Consider the following 19,160-nt stretch of genomic DNA (forward strand, 5'->3'; position numbering starts at 1 on the left):
CTCCGTCCTGCGGCGATGGTCCGATCAGCACTCGTGCCACCGGCTGGTCGGGTGGCGCCGTGCTCGGGGCGGGAGGCGGCCGACGCGGCGTCCGCGTCCGTCGCGGCCCCGTCGCTCCGTCCGCCCTCGATGTAGTGGGGGACGAACTCCGCCAGGTCGCCGGTGATCAGGCCGCTCGTCTCGCGCACGTCGATGCCGGCCGGGGTCTCGCCGACGATCCAGCTGCCGATGACGACGGTCTTCCCGTCGACCCGGGCCAGCTCGGCGCGCTCCTGGTGGATGAAGCCCTCGGCGCCGTAGCTCCCGCCGTTCTCGGCGACGACCGAGCCGTCGGCGTCGAGGACCGTCACGTTGGCGCCCTCCCGGCCCAGGCGCGGCTTGCGCACCTGGGCGGTGCCGGGCAGCGGATGCACGGAGGCGGGCAGCAGGTTCGGGTGGCCGCGGAACATCTCCCACAGCACCACCAGCAGCTGCTTGTTGCTGAGCAGGAGCTTCCACGCCGGCTCGACCCAGCGGGTGCGCTCGCGCCGGTCGAGGAGCAGGCCGCCGAACTGCTCGCCGAGCATCCACTCCCACGGGTACAGCTTGAAGACGTGGCGGATCGGCTCGCCGTCGCCGTCGAGGAAGCCGGCGCCGTCGAGCTCGTAGCGGATGTCCTCGACGAAGATCAGCTTGGGGTCGAAGCCGGCCTGCGCCGCGGTCTCGGCCATGTAGGCGACGGTGTCGGCGTCCTCGACGATCAGCTCGCCGTCTCCGGAGTCGTGCAGCGACGCGAGGTGCAGCCGGGCGCCCTCGTCGAGGCTCCAGCGCTCGAGGCGGAGGTGGCGCCACTGCTCGACGAGCTGCTCGTGCAGGCTGTTGAACTGGTCGGCGTCGGGCCCCTTCGTCTCGACGAGCCACTGCCACTGGGCCGCGGCGGTCTCGACCAGCGAGGTCGGGGTGTCGGCGTTGAACTCGAGCAGCTTCACCGCGCCCGCGCCGTCGTAGGCGAGGTCGAAGCGGCCGTAGACCGTGGGGTCGTCCTCGTCCCACGAGGTGCGCACCAGCTCGTGGAAGCGGGGCGGGATGCCGAACTCGGCGAAGCGGCCCTTCCGCACCACGAGCTCGCACGCCTCCATGCAGAGGTCGAAGAGCTCCGAGGTCGTGCGCTCGAGCAGGTCGATCTCGGCGGGCTCGAAGGAGTAGGCCGCGGACTCGTTCCAGTAGGGGCGGCCGCCCTCGGAGGGGAGGTCGTAGAAGCTGAAGCCGATCTCGTCGCAGCGGGCTCGCCAGTCCGGTCGCGGAGTGAGGGTGTGTCTGCGCATGATGTCCGGCAAGTGTAGGTCGGGCGTCCGCGTGAGGGCAGGGGGTGGCGCCGTCCTCCGCGCTAGCCTCGACGGGAGCGAAAGGCCGTGCCATGACCGCACCCCTCCCGCTCGCGGGCGTCCGCGTCCTCGAGCTCGGCAACTTCATCGCGGCGCCCACCGCGGGCCGGCTGCTCGCCGACTTCGGCGCCGAGGTGATCAAGGTGGAGCGGCCCGGCACGGGGGACGAGCTGCGCCGCTGGCGGCTGCACGAGGGGTCCGAGACCTCGCTCCTCTTCCACACGATCAACCGCAACAAGCGCTCGATCGCGCTCGACCTGCGCACGGACGAGGGGCGCGACGCCGTCCGCCGCCTGGTCGCCGAGTGCGACGTGGTGCTCGAGAACTTCCGGCCCGGCACGCTCGAGCGCTGGGGGATCGGACCGGACGTGCTCGACGGGGCCCGGCCCGGCATCGTGATCGGCCGCATCTCCGCGTTCGGGCAGACCGGCCCGCTGTCGGCCCGGCCCGGATTCGCGGCGGTCGCGGAGGCGATGGGCGGGTTCCGCGAGCTGGTCGGCGACCCGGATCGGCCGCCCGTGCGCGTCGGCGTCTCGATCGGCGACTCGATAGCCGGGCTGTACGCGGGCTACGGAGTGATGATGGCGCTGTTCCAGCGCGAGACCCGCCGCTCCGCGGGGCTGGATCCGGCACCGCTGGCGGAGCGGGTCGTCGACGTGGCGCTGCACGAGGCGATGTTCTCGATGACGGAGTCGCTGATCCCCGACTACCAGGCGCACGGCATCGTCCGGGAGCGCGTCGGCGGGCGGATGGAGGGCATCGCCCCGACCAACGCCTACACCTGCGCCGACGGGGCGAGCATCGTGATCGCGGGGAACGCGGACGCGATCTTCCAGCGGCTGATGGCGGTGATCGGCCGCGCCGACCTGGGCGAGGACCCGGCGCTCGCCTCGAACGAGCAGCGCTGGGCCCGGCGCGACGAGCTGGACGCCGCGATCGGCGCGTGGACGGCGGGCCGCACCGCCGCCGAGGCGCTCGCGGTCCTCGACGACGAGGGCGTCCCCTCCGGCCCGATCTACACGGCCGCCGACATCAGCGCGAGCGAGCAGTACGCGGCGCGCGACATGATCCAGGCCTTCGACGTCGAGGACGCCGGCGGCACTCTGCGCGGCGTGGGCTTCCCGGGGATCGTGCCGGTGCTCGGCGGCCGCTCCCTCCCCATCCGCTCGCTCGCGCCCGACCTGGGCCAGGACACCGAGGAGGTGCTGGGGATGCTCCGGCGGACCGGTCCCGCTGCTCCCTCCGCCGGCGGGGCTGCTGCTGCAGCTCCGGCCGCTGCTGCTGCAGCTGCTCCCTCCGCCGCCGCTGCCGAGGAGGCCGGCCGGTGACCGCGCTCGCCTCCGCGCGCCTGCGAGACGTCACCCTCCGCGACGGCCTGCAGCTCACCGGCAAGCTCCTGACGACCGAGCGCAAGGTCGACCTCGCGCGCACGCTGCTCGCCGCGGGAGTGCCCGAGCTCGAGATCGGCTCGCTCGCGCGCGGCGACCTCGTCCCTCCGATGGCCGACACCCTCGACGTGATCGCCGCGCTCACTCCCGAGGAGCTGGAGCGGTGCTGGGTGTGGGTCGCGACTCCGCGCCACGTCGAGCGCGCGGCCGCCGCGGGGGCGCGCCGCTTCCAGTACTGCTTCTCGGCGTCCGACTCGCACAACCTCGCCAACGTCGGCAGGCCGACCGAGGCGAGCATGGCCGCGATGCCGGAGGCGGTCGCGCTCGCCGAGAGCGTCGGCGGGCGGATCCAGCTGTGCATCGCCACCTCCTTCACCTGCCCGTTCGAGGGCCCGGTCGACCCGGAGCGCGTGCTCGCGATCGCGCGCGACCCGCGAGCGGAGGGAGCGGCCGACGTGGTCGTCTGCGACACGCTCGGTCAGGCGCACGCCGGCCAGGTGGCGTCGCTCGTCTCACGCGTGGCCGCGGAGACCCCGCCCCGCGAGATCGTGTTCCACGGCCACGACACCTGGGGCTCGGGCGTCGCGAACGCGATCGCCGCCGTGCAGGCCGGGGCCGCGGTGGTCGACGGCGCGCTCGGCGGCCTCGGCGGCTGCCCCTTCGCACCGGGCGCCAGCGGCAACACGGCGACCGAGGACCTCCTGTTCGCCCTGCGCCCCGACTGGTTCACGCCCGGCGCGCTCGCGGTCCTCGTCGGCGAGTCGGAGGCGCTGCTCGCCGAGCTCGGCGAGCCCGGCCGCTCGAAGGCCGCGCAGGGCGCCCGCTCGAACGCCCCCGCCTTCCCCTGGGCGCTCTGAGCGGATCGTCCCCCGCTCGCCGGTCCGAGGCGTCGCGAACGGTCGCCTCCCGCCGCGGAGGACGACCGTTCGCGACGCCTCGACAGCGTCGTGCGGGTCAGCGCGCGAGCAGCGCGCCGAGGCGTGCGCGCTCGGCGCGGAGGACGTCGACCAGGAGGGAGCCCTCGGGCGCGGCGAGCCAGCGCTCCAGGGCGAGGTCGAAGAGGGCGGAGGCCGCGAGGGCGGCGAGGGCCGCGTCCTCCGGCGCGACTCCGGCGTCGACGAGGGCGGAGCGCATGCTCTCGGCGAGGGCGGCCGACTTCAGGAGCTCGCGCTCGCGCAGCTGCGACTCGGAGCGCACGACGGCACGGCGGGCGGCGATCGGAGCGCGCCAGGTCTGGAGGTCGCCCGAGGCGGCCGCCTCGAGGCCGTGCATCACGAGGTCCATCGGCGCGAGGCCGGCGGGGGCGCCGGCGAGCAGGCGGCCGACGATCTCGGGGAACTCGCGCTCGCGGAGGAAGAGGACGTCGCGCTTGTCGGCGAAGTGGCGGAAGAAGGTGCGGGTGGTGAGCCCGGCGCGCTCCGCGATCGCGGGGACGGTGGTGCCCGCGTAGCCGTGCTCGGCGAAGAGCTCCATCGCCGCCTGCTCGAGGCGGAGGGCGGCGTCGGGGGCCCAGCGTGACATCCGCCCAGGATAGCTGACGACACGACGTGTCATCGGGAGTAGTGTGACGACACGTCCTGCCATCACTTCCGACTGGAGCCGCCCGTGCCCGAGAACGCCGCCGCCCTGCTGACCGCCCCGCGGGCCGACCTCGTCGTCCGCCCCGCTCCGATGCCCGTCCCCGGTCCGGGGGAGGTCCTGCTGCGCAACCGCGCCCTGGCCGTGAATCCGGTCGACGAGATGAAGCAGTGGACGGGCGATCTGATGTTCCGGTGGGTGCCGTACCCGGCGGTGCTCGGGGAGGACGTGGCCGGAGTGGTCGAGGCGGTCGGCCCTGGAGTGACGCGCTTCGCCGTCGGCGACCGGGTCGTCGCGTACGCGGTCGGGATGGAGCGCGGGCGGCGGAACCGCGACGAGGGCGCCTTCCAGGAGTACACGGTCGTGCGCGAGGACCTGGCGGCGCCGATCCCCGACCGGCTGGGCTTCGAGGAGGCGGCGGTGCTGCCGCTCGCGGTCTCGACGGCGGCGACGGCGCTGTTCCAGCGGGACCACCTCGCCCTGCCGCACCCGAGCGTCCCGGTCCGGCCGACGGGCAGGACGGTCGTGGTCTGGGGCGGGACGACGAGCGTGGGGAGCAACGCGATCCAGCTCGCCGTCGCCTCCGGGCACCGCGTGGCGACGACCGCGTCGCCCCGCAACCACGATCGGATGCGCGAGCTGGGCGCCGAGATCGTGCTCGACTACCGCAGCCCCACCGTCGTCGCCGACCTGGTGGCGGCGCTCGCGGGCCACGAGGTCGCGGGGGTGCTCGCGATCGGGACGGGCTCCGGTGCCCCGTCGGTGGCGGTGGCCGCGGGCACCGGAGCGCGACGCGTCGCCCTGGCCAGCCCCTCCGTCTCGTTCGGCTCGCTCCCGCGCCGGCGCGGTGTCAGCGCCGCCTTCGTGCGGACGATGCTGCGCCTGGTCGGCGGCACCGCGGCGCTGCAGATCGCGGCCCGTCGCCGCGGCATCCGCGCCCGCTTCGTCTGGGGCGGCTCGCTGACGACGAACGAGGTGGGGCCGATGCTGTGGCGCGACCACCTGCCGGCGGCGCTCGCCGAGGGCCGTCACGTCTGCGCCCCGGCGCCCGAGGTGGTGGGTGAGGGGCTCGCCGCGCTGCAGCCCGCCCTCGACCGGCTGCACGAGGGTGTGTCGGCGGTGAAGCTGGTCGTCCGGCTCTGAGGGCGGGCCGCCGCCGCCCGCCCAGGCCGTGCCGCGGACCGGCCGCTCCGCCCGCAGCCGCTCCGCCCGAGCCGTGCCGCCGAGTGGCCGCAGCGCCGGAGCCTCGGTATCGTGGCGCGCTCCGACGCGACCCGAGGAGATCCCGTGATCCGCCGCACCGCCCCCGGAGCCGCCGCGCTCCTCCTGCTCGCCCTGACCGGCTGCTCCGCCGGGTCGTCGCCCGCGGCGTCCCCGTCCGCCACTCCGGAGCCCGTCGGCGGCCTCGGGGTCGCCGTCTCGGCGCTCTGCGAGCCCGGCTCCGATCCGCAGTGCGTCCCGGTCGGCGGGCAGGACGTCCTCGTCGATCCCGAGGACTTCACCCGCGCGGGCGTCGCCGCGGTCGAGGCCGATCCGAGCACGGGGGCCGTCGACGTCCGGTTCGACGAGGCGGGCGCCGCCCTCCTGCGCCGCGGCTCCCAGGCGGCCATCGACGAGGGGGCCGACGCCCGGCTCCTCCTCCGCGTGGGCGACCGGGTCGAGTCTGCGCTCTCCGTCATGCAGCCGATCGAGGGCGACACCGTGCAGATCGTTCCCGCGGAGGGCGACGCGCAGGGGCTGGTCGACCGGATCCTCGCCGGCTGACGCCCGCCTAGGATCGGCGCATGGCGAAGGGTTTCCGCACGGAGCGCGCGCAGGCGCTCCTCCTCGCGCAGCCCTGGGCGCTCTCGCTGGTGAGCGCCGTCTTCGTGGCGGGGATGCTCTGGCTGGCGGCGGACGCGGGCTGGGATCTCGGCGCGGTCGTCGGCGGCGGACGCCGGCACGCGCCGCTGTGGCTGGTGCTCCTGCTCGGCCTGCCGCTGTTCGGCGCCGGAGTGGTGCTCGGCGCGGTCCGGCAGGTGCGGCTCCTGCGGCGGCCGGCGGCGCCGCCCGTCCCGAGTCCGGAGGCGGAGCGGCTGCGGCGCGAGGGCCCGGGCTGGCTCAGCCGGCGCGAGGACGAGCGAGCGGCGCAGGGCGGGACCGGGAGCGCGCAGGGCGGCACCGGCGGCACACCGGACGTGATCGGCAGCGCTCCCGACGGCACGGACGACCCGCGCGACGAGGCCCGCTGACCGCGCCTCAGAGGTGCAGCATCCCCCAGTCGATGATCACGGCCAGCGCCGTGTAGGCCGCGGCCACTGCTCCGACCGCCTTGCCCGCGCGGTCGAGGTCGGCCTGCGGGTCCGGACCGGCGTCGGCGACGACCCGGAGCAGCGCTCCGACCAGCGCGATCAGCATGATCGCCAGGATCCAGACCTTGAGCGACGCGTGCGGATCGACATGCGCGAGCGTCAGCGCGACGACCGGCACCGCCACCACGAGCACCGACGCCAGCACCAGGAGGCAGCCGCGCCGGGTGAGGCCGGTCGGCCCGAAGGAGCCGCCGCGCATCCAGGCGCGCACGCGCTGCCTCCGCGACGCGGGCGGACCGCCGGCGGAGTCCGCGTCGGTCGAGGGCCCCCAGTCCTGCGCGGTCGTCATCGCGCGGTGCCGGAGCGGTCGGGAGTCGGGCTGGGCCGCATCGGGTCCTCCAGGAGACGAGGGGGCACGTCGGACGGTGGTGCCGACCCCTCAGTCTCGGGAGCGCCTCCGGCAGCGGCAAGCGCCTCTTCCGGACATGTCCGGAAGAGGACGCTCAGGCCCGTCCCTGCAGGATCAGATTCCAGTACACCCACGGCAGGACGCGGCGGTCGGCGAGGTAGGTGAGGCGCCGCTCCTTCGCCAGGCCCGTCCAGAAGGGGACGGTCGGCTTCGGGCGGTAGCGGTCGTCGAACTCGGCGAACACCACGCTCGACCGCGAGACCACGAAGGGGCAGACGGAGTAGCCGTTGTACACGCGGGGGAGCGGGCGGCCCTTCTGCGCGGCGACGAGGTTCTTCGCGAGCGTGGTGGTCTGCTGGCGCAGTGCTCCTCCGGACTTCGAGTTGACCGTGGCCGCCGCGTCGCCGAGCGCCCACACGTCGGGGAACCGCGGGTGCCGCAGGGTCAGCGGGTCGACCTCGACGAAGCCGCCCTCGTCGCCCTCGGCGGCCAGTCCGGTGCCGGCCAGCCAGTCGGGGGCCGACTGCGGGGGCACGGCGTGCAGCACGTCGTACGACAGCGTCTCGCGCGGGCCGTCGGTCGAGCGCCGCGCGCGGTCGGGGCCGGGGAGGGCGGTCGCGCGCTCGTCGACGGCGAGGACGACCCGCCGCTCGGCCGCGTCGACCTCGACCAGCTCGCGGCCGTAGCGGACCTCGATCCCGTACTCCGCCACCTTCCGCTCGAGCTCGGAGTCGATCAGCGGCATCCCGAACAGAGTGGGGGTCGGCACGACGAGCACGACGCGGATGCGGTCGAGGACGCCGGTCGCGCGCCAGTAGTCGCAGGCGAGGTACATCGGCTTCTGGGAGGCGCCGGAGCAGGTGCCGGGGCCGCCGGGCTGCGTGAAGACGACGGTGCCGGAGCGGACCTCGCGGAGCACCTGCGACGCCTTGCGGGCGTACTCGTACTCGTAGTTGGACACTCCGAACGGCGAGTCCATCGCCTCCTGGAGCCCGGGGACCGCGGCCCAGTCCTTCTGGATCCCGGGGCAGACGACGAGCTGCCCGTAGCCGACGGTGCGGCCGGAGAGGAGAGTGACCGTGTGCGCGACCGGGTCGATCGTCTCGACGCGGTCCTGGATCCAGACGACTCCCTTCGGCGTCACCGAGCCCTGGGGCCGGGTCGCCGCGGAGGCGGGTGCGGTGCCGCCCGCGACGTGGGAGAGCATCGGCTGGTAGACGTGGGTCGACCGGGGCTCGATCACCGCGACGTCGTCCACTCCGGAGCGCCGCAGCCGTCCCGCGGTCGAGAGTCCGGCGTTGCCGCCGCCGATGATGAGGACGTCGTGGCGGGCCGCGCCGGGATCGGTCATGGCCTCACCCTAGGGGCGCGCCGGGGTGAGCGGACGGGCTTGCGCAGACCCGCGGAAGGGGGGTGCGCCCGGAGCGCCCGGGACGGTGATCCCGCACGGCCGCCCGGCTCGCGTCAGGCCGCCTCGAGCGCCTGGATCGCGGTCCTCGCGGTCGCGCAGGGGTAGGAGTCGTACCCGTCGTGGGCGTCGAAGGCGCGGCACTCGGCGCAGCGCAGCCGCACTCCGGCGCCGCCCTCGAGGACGCGCTCGGGGCGGTGCCCGTGCAGGATGACGGCGAGGCTCGCGACGAGGGGGTCGCTGCTCACCAGCGCGCTCCGCAGCGCCTCCGACCGGCGGCGGAGGTAGTCGTCCGCCACCGCGTCGATCGACTGCTCGGGAAGGTCCGGCTCGGGCCAGGAGGCGGGCCTCTCGACGGGCAGGTCGAGCTCGTCGAAGCCCATCGACCAGTCCGGGAAGCGCCGCTGCTCGTGCACGCTGGTCCAGACGGTGACCACTCCCTCGTGCCGCGGGTCGGCGAGGATCCGCGCGTAGAGCGAGCGCACGTCCGACTCCTCGCCCTCGAGCAGCTGCATCACGCGGCGGCCGCGGAAGACGAGCATCCCCGAGACTCCGTGCTCGACGTTGTTGCGGCGGCTCGTCTCGAGCAGCCGGCGGATCTCCCCCGAGCCCAGGTCGCGGTCGAGGGTGCTGACGTAGACGACGGTGAAGACGAGGGAGTCGCGCCGCGGCGAGTGCTCGACGAGGTGGAGCGTCGCGGGGGAGTGGGCGCCGGCTTCGGGGTCCATCAGGGCCGCGACCTCCGGGAACTCGAGCCAGATCAGGTCCTCCGGAGCGCTCGGCTCCACGGCGGTGACCGCCGGGACCGCGTCCAGCCACTGCGTCCGCTGGCGGAGGTCGGCGGCGACGGCCTTCTCGTCGAGCCCGGGCAGGAGGCCTGCGGCGCCGGAGACGAAGAGGCTCGTCGCGGAGTTGAGCAGCAGCGTCACGACCGTCGCGTGGCCGTCGCCGCCGAGCACGGGGAGCTCGACACTGTCGGTGCGGCCGTGGGCGGCGAGCCCGGAGGCGTAGGAGACGAGTGCGTCGGCGACCGCGTCCCCCACCTGGAAGGTCGCGCCGGCGTACTGGATCTGCTTCACAGCCCTACGATGCGCCTGCGGCGGATCCACGGGTAGGGGTACCGGTGCCGGGTGGAGCGTGCAGGGGTCGCGGCTGCTCCCGTCCGAGGAGCACGGAGCGGCGGGACCGCGCCCAGTCGGCCGTCGAGCGGGCCGGCGTCCCCGTGATCCGCTCGACCTCGTCGGTGAGCACGTCGACGCCGTCCAGGCCGCGGCGGGCGACGACTCCGAACTGCCGGCGGAGCCCCTCCGCCTGCCACGCGGACATGCCGGCGAGGCGCAGGACCCCGGCGAACACGCGGCTGGGCAGGTGCAGGTAGCGGACGCGCCGCCCCAGGCCCGCGGTCAGCTCGCGGGCGGCGCCGGGTCCGTCGAGCAGGGCCGGTCCGGTGAGGACGGGCTCGGCGCCGGTGTGCCCTCCCGCCTCGAGGACGTGCGCGGCGACCCGGGCGATGTCGGCGGTGTCGATCCACGGGATGACGCCGCGCCCCATCGTCTGCGGGAGCAGACCGCGCGAGATCGCGGGCGCCGAGGGCTCGAGGTTCGTCAGGAAGCCCGAGGCGTGGAGGATCGTCGCGGGCAGCCCGGAGGCGCGCACCCGCTCGTCGGTCCGCCAGATCGCGCGGCCCCAGGGGAGCGGCGAGTGCTCGGCCGCGTCGCCGCCGGAGAGCTGCACGAGCGCGCGGACGCCCGCCTCCTGGGCGGCGCGGACGGCGGTGGCGCCGTGCTCGGCCTGGCGCGGGGTGGCGGCGGTGACCAGGAAGAGCTGGTCGGCGCCCCGGAGGGCGGCGGTCAGCGCGGCCCCGTCGCCGAGGTCGGCGATCCGTGCGTCGAGGCCGCGGGCCGCGAGGGCCGCCGCCTGCTCGGGCCGGCGGACGATCGCGCGGACGGGCGCGCCGGCCGCCACGAGCCGCTCGAAGGTCTTGCCGCCGACGTCGCCGGTGACTCCGGTGATCGCGATCACATCGCTCATGATTCCTCCTCGGTATCAACTAACTGATACTCGAAGACTACGCCGCTACGCTCGGTCCATGTCCTCGGAGTTCTCCCTGACCCGCGACGACGTCGACGCGATCGCCGCCTGGACGGTCATCCGCGCCGCCCGCGACCTGGCGAGGCGGGTCGGCGACGCGCTCGCGCCGGTCGGGCTCAGCCCGGTCGAGTTCGGCGTGCTGGCACAGCTCTCGGCGGCCGACGGGCTGACGCAGGCCGACCTCGCCCGCGCCGTCGGCGTCCGCCCGCAGAGCATGACCGCCCTGGTCGCCGGGCTGGCGGAGCGGGGCCTGCTCGACCGGGGGGCCGAGCGCGGCCGCGGCCGTCACTCCCGGATCGCCCTGACCCCGGCGGGGCGCGACCTCCTCGCGGCCGCCTACCCGCTCGTGCGGGCGGGCAACGCCTGGTTCGGCGGCGAGGAGCGCGCCGACGCCGTCGCGACCGCGCTGCGCCCGCTGCTCGGCGGGCAGTCGGGCCCGGGGCACGAGGTCCCCTGAGCGGACGGGGCGGGGAGGCTCGGCAGCGGGAGAGACGGCTCCTCCTCCGAGCGCTCGTGCACACCCGGCCCCCTCGCGGGTGCCACCGGTACCCTGGTCCGGTGCCCCTGACCCTCCCTCCGCTGAGCCGCGCCCGCGCGCGCGCCGCCGTGGCGTACCCGACCCGGCTGCTGCTGACCAAGCGCGCCTCGGGCACGAACGGATGGCTCAGCTCGTGGGGGACGAACGCGCACGGCGAGATCGCCGGCTGCCCCCCGCCGCGAGGCTGACCCGCGACCGCCCCTCCTCCGGAGCCCGCGGCCGCGTCCCCGCGCTCACCCACCCCTCCGGACGGAACCCCTCATGCCGCACCAGCCCCTGCCCGCCGATCAGGCCCCCCACTCGATCTGGCGGGGACTCCGCCAGACCCTCCAGAAGGACACGGTCGGCGGAGCGTTCCTGCTCACCGCGACCCTCCTCGCCCTGATCGTCGCCAACAGCCCCGCGTCCGCGCTCTACAGCGCGGTCCGCGACTTGCGCTTCGGCCCCGAGGCCCTGCACCTCGAGCTGAGCGTCGGGTCGTGGGCGGCCGACGGCCTGCTCGCGATCTTCTTCTTCGTCGTCGGGCTCGAGCTCAAGGAGGAGTTCGTCGCCGGCAAGCTCCGCGACCCGAAGACGGCGCTCGTGCCGATCGTCGCGGCCGTCGGCGGCGTGGCCGTCCCCGCCCTGATCTTCACCGCGGTGAACCTGCCCCGCGGAGGAGCCGCGCTGGACGGCTGGGCGATCCCCGCCGCCACCGACATCGCCTTCGCCGTCGCGGTGATCGCCGTGGTCGGCCGCTTCCTCCCGCCGGCGCTGCGGACGTTCCTCCTCACGCTCGCCGTGGTGGACGATCTCATCGCGATCACGATCATCGCCGTCTTCTACACCGCCGGCATCGACGTGCTGATGCTCCTGCTCGCGCTGGTGCCGCTGGCGGTCTTCGCGGTCTGCGTGCAGCGCGGCGTGCGCGCCTGGTGGGTGCTGATCCCGCTCGGAGTGGCGACGTGGGCGCTCGTGCACGCCTCGGGCATCCACGCGACGGTCGCGGGCGTGCTGCTCGGCTTCACCGTGCCGGTCGTCGCGTCGAGGCGCGCCCGGGTGCAGGTGGGGTCGGACGCGGAGGGGCGCCCGGTCTACGACGGCCTCGCCGCGCACTTCGCCGATCGCTGGAGCGTCCTCTCGACCGCGGTCGCGGTGCCGGTCTTCGCGTTCTTCTCGGCCGGAGTGACGGTCGGCGGAGTCGCGGGCCTGGTCGACTCGTTCCAGGACTCGATCGCCGTGGGCATCATCGCGGGCCTCGTGCTCGGCAAGCCGCTCGGCATCGCCGGGAGCACCTTCCTCCTGACCCGCTTCCGCGGCATCGGCCTGGATCCGTCGCTGCGCTGGGTGGACGTGATCGGCATGGCGTTCGTGGCCGGCATCGGATTCACGGTGTCGCTGCTCGTCGGCGAGCTCTCGTTCGGCGCGGGCAGCGAGTCCGACGACCACGTGAAGGTCGGCGTCCTGGCCGGCTCGTTCCTCGCGGCGGTGATCGGAGGCGCGATCCTCTCGGTCCGCAACCGCCACTACCGCCGCCTGCAGGGCTGACGGCCGACGGGATCTCGCGGCGCCCGCGGCCCGGGCGGCTCGATCGGCACGCGCCTCCTGCTGGTCGATCGGCCGTCGCAGGCGGCGCATCGAGATCCCGCGCGGCTCAGCCGTGCAGGCCGTGGACGACCGCGTGGCCGCGGCCGCGGGAGATGAGCAGGCGGTTCACCGGGGTCGTGATGACGAAGGCCAGGGCCAGGGCGCCGGCGAGCGAGCCCCAGAAGAGGCCGGACGAGAGGCCCGCGTCCATCGCTCCGGGGATCGCGAGCACCACCGTGTTGTCGACGACCTCCATCACGGCGATCGAGACGGTGTCGGCCGCCAGCGCGATGCCGACGGCGGCGCGCCACGTCACTCCGGAGCGGAGCACGCCCCGCAGCGTGAGCGCGTAGCCGAACACGAAGGCGAGGACGATCGAGAGGGCGACCGTCGCCAGGGCGGGCAGCCCCAGGGCGGAGCCGATCACCATGCCGAGGACCTCGCCGATCGCGCAGCCGGTCAGGCAGTGCAGGGTCGCGAGGGCGGCGGCGCGCCAGGTGGTCGGGTGGTGGTGGGCGTGGTCGGTCATGGTGTCTCCTCCGGTTCGGTCCAGGGGAGTGCAACATACCCCCGGGGGGTATATTCCCGACCCGGCCGTCGGAGTCTCCTCCGGCTCCGCAGGCGCGCGAGCCGTTCGCCCGGGCGCGCTACCCTCGCCCCGTGCTCCTCCGAGCACCGCCCCTCGACACCAGGAGCCCCGATGGCCGCCCCCACCGTCCTCTTCGTCTGCATCCACAACGCCGGCCGCTCGCAGATGGCCGCCGGCTACCTCCGCGCCCTCTCCGGCGGCGCCGTCGAGGTCCGCTCCGGCGGCTCCGAGCCCGGCGACAGCATCAACCCGATCGCGATCGAGGCGATGGCGGAGGAGGGCATCGACATCTCGCAGGCCGTCCCGCAGCTGATGACCACCGAGCAGGTCCAGGCCTCCGACGTCGTGATCACGATGGGCTGCGGCGACGTCTGCCCCGTCTTCCCGGGCAAGCGCTACGAGGACTGGGACCTCGCCGACCCGAAGGGCCGACCGCTCGAGGAGGTCCGCTCGATCCGCGACGACATCAGGGCCCGCGTGCAGGCGCTCGTCGCGGAGCTGCTGCCCGCCTGAGCCGTTCGATCCCGTCCGGCCGCGTCAGCGTTCGGCGGGAGGCGGGAACGTCCGCCCGACCGGAGGCGAGCCCGCCGGGAGCGCCGCGCGCGCCCGGTGCAGGAAGACGGCGGTCATGACGACCCGGGCGCGGGCCGGCGACGAGTCGAGCGGGCCGATCAGCTCCTCGATCCGCGCGAGCCGGTCGTAGAGGGTCTGCCGGCCGATGCCGAGCGCGGCCGCCGTCGCCGTCTTGCTCCCCCACAGCGACGCGAAGGCCTCGAGGGTGGCGAGCAGCTCGCCGCGCTGGGCGCGCAGGGGCCCGAGCACCTCCTCGACGAGGTCGTCCGCCTCCGGATCGTCCTGCAGAGAGCTCGCGAACCGCTCCAGGCGGTACTGGCGCGAGTCGACGACTCCGCCTGCGGGCGCCCACTCGCGCGCGCCGCGCACCTCCGCCAGCTCCCGGGGCACCCGCTCCTGCCCGCCGAGCCCGCTGCCGACGCAGAGCAGAGCGTCCGAGTCGAGGGCGGCGCCGAGGCGCAGCAGCTCCGCGCGGCCCTCCTCCATCGCGGCGGCGGTGGCGAACGGCAGCAGCGCCAGCAGCTCGGAGCCGACCACGCAGAGCACCGGGCCGGGATCCGCTCCTGCGCCCGTCAGGAGGCGGAGCAGAGCGCGGAGCCGCCGGTCGTCGTGACCGGTGTCGGCCCGGACGCCGAGGTAGCGCTCCCGGGATCCGGCGCCGAGGCGGCCGAGGAAGGCGTCGATCTGGAGGTCGGCCGCCGGGTCCGCACGCTCGACGGACGCGATCGCGAAGAGCTGGGCGGTCAGCCGCTCGGTGACCGACGGCGGGCGGTGCCGGAGCACGGCGATCGCGAGGACGTCCGGCGCCCGGTCGAGCGCGACGGCGACGGCGTGGAGGTCGGCGTCGGCGTGGGCCCGCAGATGCAGGGTGCCCAGGAGGGAGTCGCCCGCGTGCAGCACGTTCGAGAACGTCCCGGCCGTCGGCTCCGTGTCGACGCCCGGCCCGGGCGAGGCGCGGGCGATCTCGTCGCCCGTGAGCGAGACGAGCGAGGCGGAGGCGCCCGTCGCGGAGGCGACGACCTGCAGGAGCTCGTCGACGCCGGCGTCCCCGGAGGCCGCGTCGGCCAGCAGACCGGACACTCTGTCCGCCAGTCGGATGCTCCGGAACTTCTGCTCGGTGAGGTGGGTGTTGATGCTCTCGCAGACCTGCACGAACGGGACGCGCCGGGGCAGGGCGAGCACGGGGAGGCCGAGCTCGTCGGCCGCCGCGACGATCGGCGGCGGCACCGCGGGCAGGCGCGGCGAGAGCTCGAGAGCGAGGGCGCCGACTCCCGCATCCACCAGAGACCGCACGTACTCGCGGCACTCCGCCGGGTCCTGGTCGGTCGAGAGGAGCGCGCCCTCCATCAGGAGCAGCTCGCCTCCGAGGAGGAGGGGCGCGATGTCGAGCTGCTCGCTCGTGTGGGCCCAGCGGATCACGGCGCGCTCGGCGGCCGCGTGCCCGGCGGCCACCACCGGGAGCATGGCGGCGAGGCGCGGATCCCGCATCGCGTCCGACAGCAGGTAGGCCATACAGAACGTCCTCTCGCGTCACGGCGAATTTACACGCGGACGCGCCGCCCGAAACGGGTCCGCACGAGAGTGGAGCCTCACCGGGCGCCCCGCCCTCCCCTTCATCCCCCTCCCCGAGAGGATCCGCCATGAGCACCGACACCCTGCACGGCACCGCCGACGCCGAGGACGCGCTGAGTCCCCTGCCCGACTCCCGGCGCACCGCCCGGCTCGACGGGCAGTTCTGGATCTGGGCCGGCGCCAACATCGCCCCCATCAACTGGGTGCTCGGCGCCCTCGGCGTGAACATGGGCCTCGGCCTGGCGGACACCGTCACCGTCCTCGTGCTCGGCAACGTCGTCGGGATGGCGGTGTTCGGCTTCTTCGTCCTCCTCGGCCAGCGGACGGGGGCGACCGGGATGCTCGTGGGACGGGCGATCTTCGGCCGGCGCGGCAACTACGTCCCGGCCGCCATCCAGGCCGTGGTCGTGATCGGCTGGTGCGCCATCAACACCTGGATCGTCCTCGACCTCGTCATCGCGCTCCTCGGCTCCGTCGGCGTCGTCGACCCGGAGCAGGCGAACGTCGGCTGGAAGATCGCGGTGGCGGCGGTGATCATGGCGGTGCAGGTCGCGATCTCCTTCCTCGGCTACCGCGCGATCGCCGCCTTCGAGCGCTGGACCGTGCCGCCGACCCTCCTGGTGCTGGCGATCATGTCGGTCGTCGCCTGGTTCTTCCTCGACATCGACTGGTCCTACGCCGGCCCCGCGGAGGGCGCGCTCACCGGAGGCGACCGCATCGCGGCCATGTCCATCGTGATGACCGCCATCGGCATCGGCTGGGGCCTCACCTGGCTCGCCTACGCCGGCGACTACTCCCGCTTCGTCGGACCCCGCTCCTCGAAGCGGGGGCTCTACCTCGCCAGCGTCCTCGGCCAGTTCATCCCGGTGGTCTGGCTCGGCGTCCTCGGCGCGACCCTCGCGACGAAGAACGGCTCCGTGGATCCCGGGGAGCTGATCGTCGAGAACTTCGGCGCCCTCGCGATCCCCGTGCTGCTCCTGGTGGTGCACGGTCCGATCGCGACCAACGTCCTCAACATCTACTCGTTCGGCATGGCGACCCAGGCCCTCGACATCCGGCTCGGGCGCCGCGCGCTCAGCCTCATCGTCGGCGTGCTGGCCTTCGCGGCCGCGGTGTTCTTCGTGTTCCAGGACGACCTCGCCACCACGCTCGACGCGTGGCTGGTCGGCCTTGTCGGCTGGGTCGCCCCGTGGGGTGCGATCGTGCTGGTGCACTACACGGTGTTCGAGCCGCGCGTCCGCTCCTTCGGGCACCTGTTCGCCCCGGTCGGCTCGCCGCTGCTGCCGGACGTCCGCTGGCGAGCGCTGCTCTCCTTCGCGATCGGCGCGACTCTGACCTGGCTGTTCATGAACGGCTCGGCGCCCGCCCTGCAGGGTCCGGCCGCGACCGCCCTCGGCGGCGTCGACGTCTCATGGCTCGCGGGCGGAGTCTCGGCCGGCCTCGCCTACCTCCTGCTCGGCCGGGACGCTCCCGCCTGGGTCGAGCGCCGGGAGTCGGCCGCGCCGGTCGCCGCGGAGCCCGAGCCCGTCCGCGGCTGAGCCCGAGCCCCTCCGCGGGCCGGCCCCCTCGCGAGCCGGCCCGCCCGGTCCCACCCCGCACCACGAACGGAACCGCCATGCCCCTCTTCCTCTCCGACGCCGCCGTGATCACCATGGACCCGGTCTCGGGCGCCGTCCCGATCACGGCGAGCATCCGCATCGTCGACGAGCTGATCGTCGCGATCGGCCCGGGCCTCGTCCCCGAGCCGGGCGACGAGGTGATCGACGGGCGCGACCGCCTGGTCGTCCCCGGCTTCGTCAACGCCCACACCCACTCGTGGGAGTACCTCTACAAGGGCCGCTACGACAACCTGCCGCTCGAGCTGTGGATGCTGCTGTCGTACCCGATCCTCGGGAACAGCCGCGTCGCTCCGGATCTGGTGCGGCTGCGCTCGTCGCTCTTCGCCCTCGAATCGCTGAAGGCCGGGGTCACGACCCTGGTCGACGACGTGCTCGAGAACCCGGACCAGGACGCGGAGCAGCTCGCCGCGGTCTTCGACGCGTACGACGAGATCGGAGTCCGCGCCAACATCTCGGGCCACGTGATCAGCAGGCCCTTCCACGAGACGATGCCGTTCCTCGAGGAGTACGTGCCCGCGGAGATCCTCGACCAGGCGCGGTCGGCGTCGCGCCCGACGACGGAGGGCTACCTCGCCTTCAGTCGCGAGGCGTTCGCGACCCAGCACGGGAGGGGAGGCGGGCGGCTGCGCTACATGGTCGCCCCGTCCGCTCCTCAGCGGTGCGGGCCCGAGCTGCTCGTGGGGGCGACCGAGCTGGCGCTCGAGCACGGGGCGGAGTGCCACATCCACGTCCTCGAGACGAAGACGCAGCTGGTGACCGGCGAGCTGTCCTACGGCTCGACGCTGGTCGAGTACATGGAGCGGATCGGCGCGCTCTCCCCGAACACGACCTTCGCCCACGGGATCTGGCTCACCGACTCCGACATGGAGCGGATCGCCGCCGCCGGCACGTCCGTCTCGCACAACCCGATCTCGAACCTCAAGCTCGGCTCGGGCATCGCCCCGTGGCGCGCGCTGCACGACGCGGGCGTGAACCTCGGCCTCGGCACCGACGGCTGCTCGAGCAGCGACTCTCCGCGCATGCTCGACGTCGTGAAGGCCGCGGCGCTCCTGCACAAGGTCACGGATCCGGACATCGCCACCTGGCCGACCGTGTCCGAGGTGCTCACGGCCGGCACGATCGGAGGCGCGCGCAGCGCCGTGCTCGACGACGTCACCGGCAGCATCGAGGTCGGCAAGCAGGCCGACCTCGTCGTCTACGACCTCGAGACGCTGAACTTCACCCCGCGCCAGCGGCTCGAGAACCAGCTCGTCTACTCCGAGAACGGCTCGTCGATCGACACCGTGATCGTCGCGGGCCGGGTCGTCGTCTCGAAGGGCGTCTCGACCACCGTCGACGAGGCGGCCCTCCGTGCGGATCTCGCCGCGCAGCTGGGGGAGATCGTGGCCTGGCAGGACTCGCTGGACCGCACGAACGGCGTGCTCACCGAGCCGTTCCGGCGGATGTACGAGCGGGCGATGCGGCACGACGCCCCCGTCGACCGCTTCAGCGGCCGCCGGCTGGTCTGAGGGCGGGCCGCCTCCCGGCGGACTCCCGGCTCGGCACACGGACGGGCGGGGGCGCGGCTCCAGTAGGTTGCGCACATGAGGTGGCGAGCGGGAGCGGTGGCGGTGCTCGTCCTCGCGCTCGCCGGGTGCACCGCGCCGGCCGACCCCGAGCCGACGACCGGGCCCACGGCCGCCCCCGTCTCCGGGCCGGTGGTCGGCGGTTACGGCGACCTGCACGTCGCGCCCGACGGGTCGATGATGTTCTGCTACTCCGACCCCGACCCCGGATTCACGGGCGTCTGGCGCGAGTGCCAGGACGGGATCCGCGCCGTGAACGTCGACCCGGCCGCGATCGACGCGACCCTCGGGGAGACGGCGACGGCCGATCCGGGCGGGCACCGCTGGGTCGGCGCGGCGGCCGGGAAGCGCACCGCCGAGGACGGCACCGACGTCTACACCGTCTTCCTCGCGGGGACGCGCACGGACGACGCCTTCACCGTGACCGCGGTCGGCGAGGGCTCCTACCGCGTGCCGTCCGAGTACCAGGAGCTGCAGCCGGGAGTGCCGGGCGGGTTCCTGGTGCGGCTCGAGCCGATCGGCTGAGCGGGGGCGCCGGCGCGGGCGGAGGAGCCGAGCGGGGTGCAGCGGCCGGGAGGGGCGGAGCCGGCGGACTCGCGCACCCCCCCC

Annotated in this window: 20 protein-coding genes; 12 read left to right on the top strand and 8 right to left on the bottom strand. The window is 74.6% G+C overall.

Going from position 1 to position 19,160, the window contains the following annotated elements:
• Positions 1–1,304 (bottom strand): glutathionylspermidine synthase family protein (locus C5C74_RS10510; RefSeq protein ID WP_104351496.1); only part of this gene is annotated, 1,304 nt, incomplete at its 3' end.
• 92 nt (positions 1,305–1,396) lie between these two features.
• Here C5C74_RS10510 and C5C74_RS10515 point away from each other — a divergent pair.
• Both C5C74_RS10515 and C5C74_RS10520 read left to right on the top strand, forming a co-directional pair.
• Positions 1,397–2,692 carry a CaiB/BaiF CoA-transferase family protein gene (locus C5C74_RS10515; RefSeq protein ID WP_104351497.1) on the top strand — a complete coding sequence of 432 codons (1,296 nt, stop codon included), beginning with the start codon at positions 1,397–1,399 and terminating at the stop codon, positions 2,690–2,692.
• On the top strand, positions 2,689–3,609 hold the full coding sequence (locus C5C74_RS10520; RefSeq protein WP_181127430.1) for a hydroxymethylglutaryl-CoA lyase: 921 nt from the start codon (positions 2,689–2,691) through the stop codon (positions 3,607–3,609). The genes C5C74_RS10515 and C5C74_RS10520 overlap by 4 nt, the downstream gene beginning before the upstream one ends.
• 97 nt (positions 3,610–3,706) lie before the next feature.
• Here the strand turns inward: C5C74_RS10520 and C5C74_RS10525 are convergent, their stop codons facing one another.
• Complete coding sequence (locus C5C74_RS10525; protein ID WP_181131487.1) at positions 3,707–4,273, bottom strand: TetR/AcrR family transcriptional regulator; 567 nt, start codon at positions 4,271–4,273, stop codon at positions 3,707–3,709.
• Between the two features lie 84 nt (positions 4,274–4,357).
• On the opposite strand from C5C74_RS10525, the gene C5C74_RS10530 reads away from it, so the two are divergent.
• From C5C74_RS10530 to C5C74_RS10540, 3 genes are all read left to right on the top strand, one after another.
• Complete coding sequence (locus C5C74_RS10530) at positions 4,358–5,473, top strand: zinc-binding alcohol dehydrogenase family protein (RefSeq protein ID WP_104247794.1); 1,116 nt, start codon at positions 4,358–4,360, stop codon at positions 5,471–5,473.
• 144 nt (positions 5,474–5,617) lie between these two features.
• Positions 5,618–6,094, top strand: coding sequence for a hypothetical protein (locus C5C74_RS10535; RefSeq protein WP_104261081.1), 477 nt, complete (start codon positions 5,618–5,620; stop codon positions 6,092–6,094).
• Between the two features lie 20 nt (positions 6,095–6,114).
• Positions 6,115–6,561 (top strand): hypothetical protein, encoded by a 447-nt coding sequence (locus C5C74_RS10540; protein WP_104255608.1) that lies wholly within the window; start codon positions 6,115–6,117, stop codon positions 6,559–6,561.
• Positions 6,562–6,568: 7 nt separating this feature from the next.
• On the opposite strand, the gene C5C74_RS10545 is transcribed toward C5C74_RS10540, so the two are convergent.
• The 4 genes from C5C74_RS10545 to C5C74_RS10560 all read right to left on the bottom strand — a co-directional run bounded on the left by C5C74_RS10545 (position 6,569) and on the right by C5C74_RS10560 (position 10,469).
• Positions 6,569–6,970, bottom strand: a complete 402-nt coding sequence (locus tag C5C74_RS10545) for a hypothetical protein (protein ID WP_104351498.1) — start codon at positions 6,968–6,970, stop codon at positions 6,569–6,571.
• Between the two features lie 154 nt (positions 6,971–7,124).
• A complete protein-coding gene (locus C5C74_RS10550) occupies positions 7,125–8,381 on the bottom strand; it encodes an NAD(P)/FAD-dependent oxidoreductase (RefSeq protein WP_104234352.1) in 1,257 nt (418 codons plus the stop codon).
• A 113-nt stretch (positions 8,382–8,494) separates the two neighbouring features.
• Positions 8,495–9,517: a BLUF domain-containing protein gene (locus tag C5C74_RS10555; RefSeq protein ID WP_104250016.1), complete on the bottom strand. Its 1,023-nt coding sequence runs from the start codon at positions 9,515–9,517 to the stop codon at positions 8,495–8,497.
• A gap of 4 nt (positions 9,518–9,521) precedes the next feature.
• Positions 9,522–10,469 (bottom strand): NAD(P)H-binding protein, encoded by a 948-nt coding sequence (locus tag C5C74_RS10560; RefSeq protein WP_104222415.1) that lies wholly within the window; start codon positions 10,467–10,469, stop codon positions 9,522–9,524.
• Positions 10,470–10,527: 58 nt separating this feature from the next.
• Here C5C74_RS10560 and C5C74_RS10565 point away from each other — a divergent pair, with 58 nt between their 5' ends.
• The 3 genes from C5C74_RS10565 (at position 10,528) to nhaA (ending at position 12,594) form a co-directional block, all read left to right on the top strand.
• A complete protein-coding gene (locus C5C74_RS10565) occupies positions 10,528–10,986 on the top strand; it encodes a MarR family winged helix-turn-helix transcriptional regulator (protein ID WP_181027218.1) in 459 nt (152 codons plus the stop codon).
• Positions 10,987–11,087: 101 nt separating this feature from the next.
• Positions 11,088–11,255 carry a hypothetical protein gene (locus C5C74_RS17450; protein WP_181134687.1) on the top strand — a complete coding sequence of 56 codons (168 nt, stop codon included), beginning with the start codon at positions 11,088–11,090 and terminating at the stop codon, positions 11,253–11,255.
• 73 nt (positions 11,256–11,328) lie between these two features.
• Positions 11,329–12,594: a Na+/H+ antiporter NhaA gene (nhaA, locus tag C5C74_RS10570; RefSeq protein ID WP_104351499.1), complete on the top strand. Its 1,266-nt coding sequence runs from the start codon at positions 11,329–11,331 to the stop codon at positions 12,592–12,594.
• 106 nt (positions 12,595–12,700) lie between these two features.
• Here nhaA and C5C74_RS10575 read toward each other — a convergent pair whose 3' ends face one another.
• Complete coding sequence (locus tag C5C74_RS10575; protein WP_104226993.1) at positions 12,701–13,162, bottom strand: DUF4396 domain-containing protein; 462 nt, start codon at positions 13,160–13,162, stop codon at positions 12,701–12,703.
• Positions 13,163–13,333: 171 nt separating this feature from the next.
• Here C5C74_RS10575 and C5C74_RS10580 point away from each other — a divergent pair, with 171 nt between their 5' ends.
• Entirely contained in the window at positions 13,334–13,735 is a 402-nt protein-coding gene (locus C5C74_RS10580) for an arsenate reductase ArsC (RefSeq protein ID WP_104222419.1), read from the top strand.
• A 24-nt stretch (positions 13,736–13,759) separates the two neighbouring features.
• Here C5C74_RS10580 and C5C74_RS10585 read toward each other — a convergent pair whose 3' ends face one another.
• The gene (locus C5C74_RS10585; RefSeq protein WP_104273778.1) at positions 13,760–15,307 is read right to left on the bottom strand and encodes a PucR family transcriptional regulator; all 1,548 of its coding nucleotides are present in this window, start codon (positions 15,305–15,307) and stop codon (positions 13,760–13,762) included.
• Between the two features lie 128 nt (positions 15,308–15,435).
• Between C5C74_RS10585 and C5C74_RS10590 the strand changes: the two genes are divergently transcribed.
• From C5C74_RS10590 to C5C74_RS10600, 3 genes are all read left to right on the top strand, one after another.
• Positions 15,436–16,905, top strand: a complete 1,470-nt coding sequence (locus tag C5C74_RS10590) for a cytosine permease (protein WP_104351500.1) — start codon at positions 15,436–15,438, stop codon at positions 16,903–16,905.
• Between the two features lie 77 nt (positions 16,906–16,982).
• Complete coding sequence (locus C5C74_RS10595; RefSeq protein ID WP_104269297.1) at positions 16,983–18,494, top strand: amidohydrolase family protein; 1,512 nt, start codon at positions 16,983–16,985, stop codon at positions 18,492–18,494.
• A gap of 75 nt (positions 18,495–18,569) precedes the next feature.
• Positions 18,570–19,076 carry a hypothetical protein gene (locus C5C74_RS10600; RefSeq protein WP_146083057.1) on the top strand — a complete coding sequence of 169 codons (507 nt, stop codon included), beginning with the start codon at positions 18,570–18,572 and terminating at the stop codon, positions 19,074–19,076.
• The last annotated feature ends 84 nt before the right edge of the window (positions 19,077–19,160 follow it).

The sequence above is a fragment of the Rathayibacter sp. AY1E8 genome (assembly GCF_002931415.1).
GTDB lineage: Bacteria > Actinomycetota > Actinomycetes > Actinomycetales > Microbacteriaceae > Rathayibacter.

Excerpts from the sequence above, each read along its gene's own strand:
- C5C74_RS10565 (WP_181027218.1), top strand. The coding sequence starts at position 10,528 with ATGTCCTCGGAGTTCTCCCTGACCCGCGACGACGTCGACGCGATCGCC.
- C5C74_RS10585 (WP_104273778.1), bottom strand. The coding sequence starts at position 15,307 with ATGGCCTACCTGCTGTCGGACGCGATGCGGGATCCGCGCCTCGCCGCC.
- C5C74_RS10600 (WP_146083057.1), top strand. The coding sequence starts at position 18,570 with ATGAGGTGGCGAGCGGGAGCGGTGGCGGTGCTCGTCCTCGCGCTCGCC.
- C5C74_RS10590 (WP_104351500.1), top strand. The coding sequence starts at position 15,436 with ATGAGCACCGACACCCTGCACGGCACCGCCGACGCCGAGGACGCGCTG.
- C5C74_RS10560 (WP_104222415.1), bottom strand. The coding sequence starts at position 10,469 with ATGAGCGATGTGATCGCGATCACCGGAGTCACCGGCGACGTCGGCGGC.
- C5C74_RS10595 (WP_104269297.1), top strand. The coding sequence starts at position 16,983 with ATGCCCCTCTTCCTCTCCGACGCCGCCGTGATCACCATGGACCCGGTC.
- C5C74_RS10550 (WP_104234352.1), bottom strand. The coding sequence starts at position 8,381 with ATGACCGATCCCGGCGCGGCCCGCCACGACGTCCTCATCATCGGCGGC.
- C5C74_RS10575 (WP_104226993.1), bottom strand. The coding sequence starts at position 13,162 with ATGACCGACCACGCCCACCACCACCCGACCACCTGGCGCGCCGCCGCC.
- C5C74_RS10545 (WP_104351498.1), bottom strand. The coding sequence starts at position 6,970 with ATGACGACCGCGCAGGACTGGGGGCCCTCGACCGACGCGGACTCCGCC.
- C5C74_RS10540 (WP_104255608.1), top strand. The coding sequence starts at position 6,115 with ATGGCGAAGGGTTTCCGCACGGAGCGCGCGCAGGCGCTCCTCCTCGCG.
- nhaA (WP_104351499.1), top strand. The coding sequence starts at position 11,329 with ATGCCGCACCAGCCCCTGCCCGCCGATCAGGCCCCCCACTCGATCTGG.
- C5C74_RS10515 (WP_104351497.1), top strand. The coding sequence starts at position 1,397 with ATGACCGCACCCCTCCCGCTCGCGGGCGTCCGCGTCCTCGAGCTCGGC.
- C5C74_RS10580 (WP_104222419.1), top strand. The coding sequence starts at position 13,334 with ATGGCCGCCCCCACCGTCCTCTTCGTCTGCATCCACAACGCCGGCCGC.
- C5C74_RS10525 (WP_181131487.1), bottom strand. The coding sequence starts at position 4,273 with ATGTCACGCTGGGCCCCCGACGCCGCCCTCCGCCTCGAGCAGGCGGCG.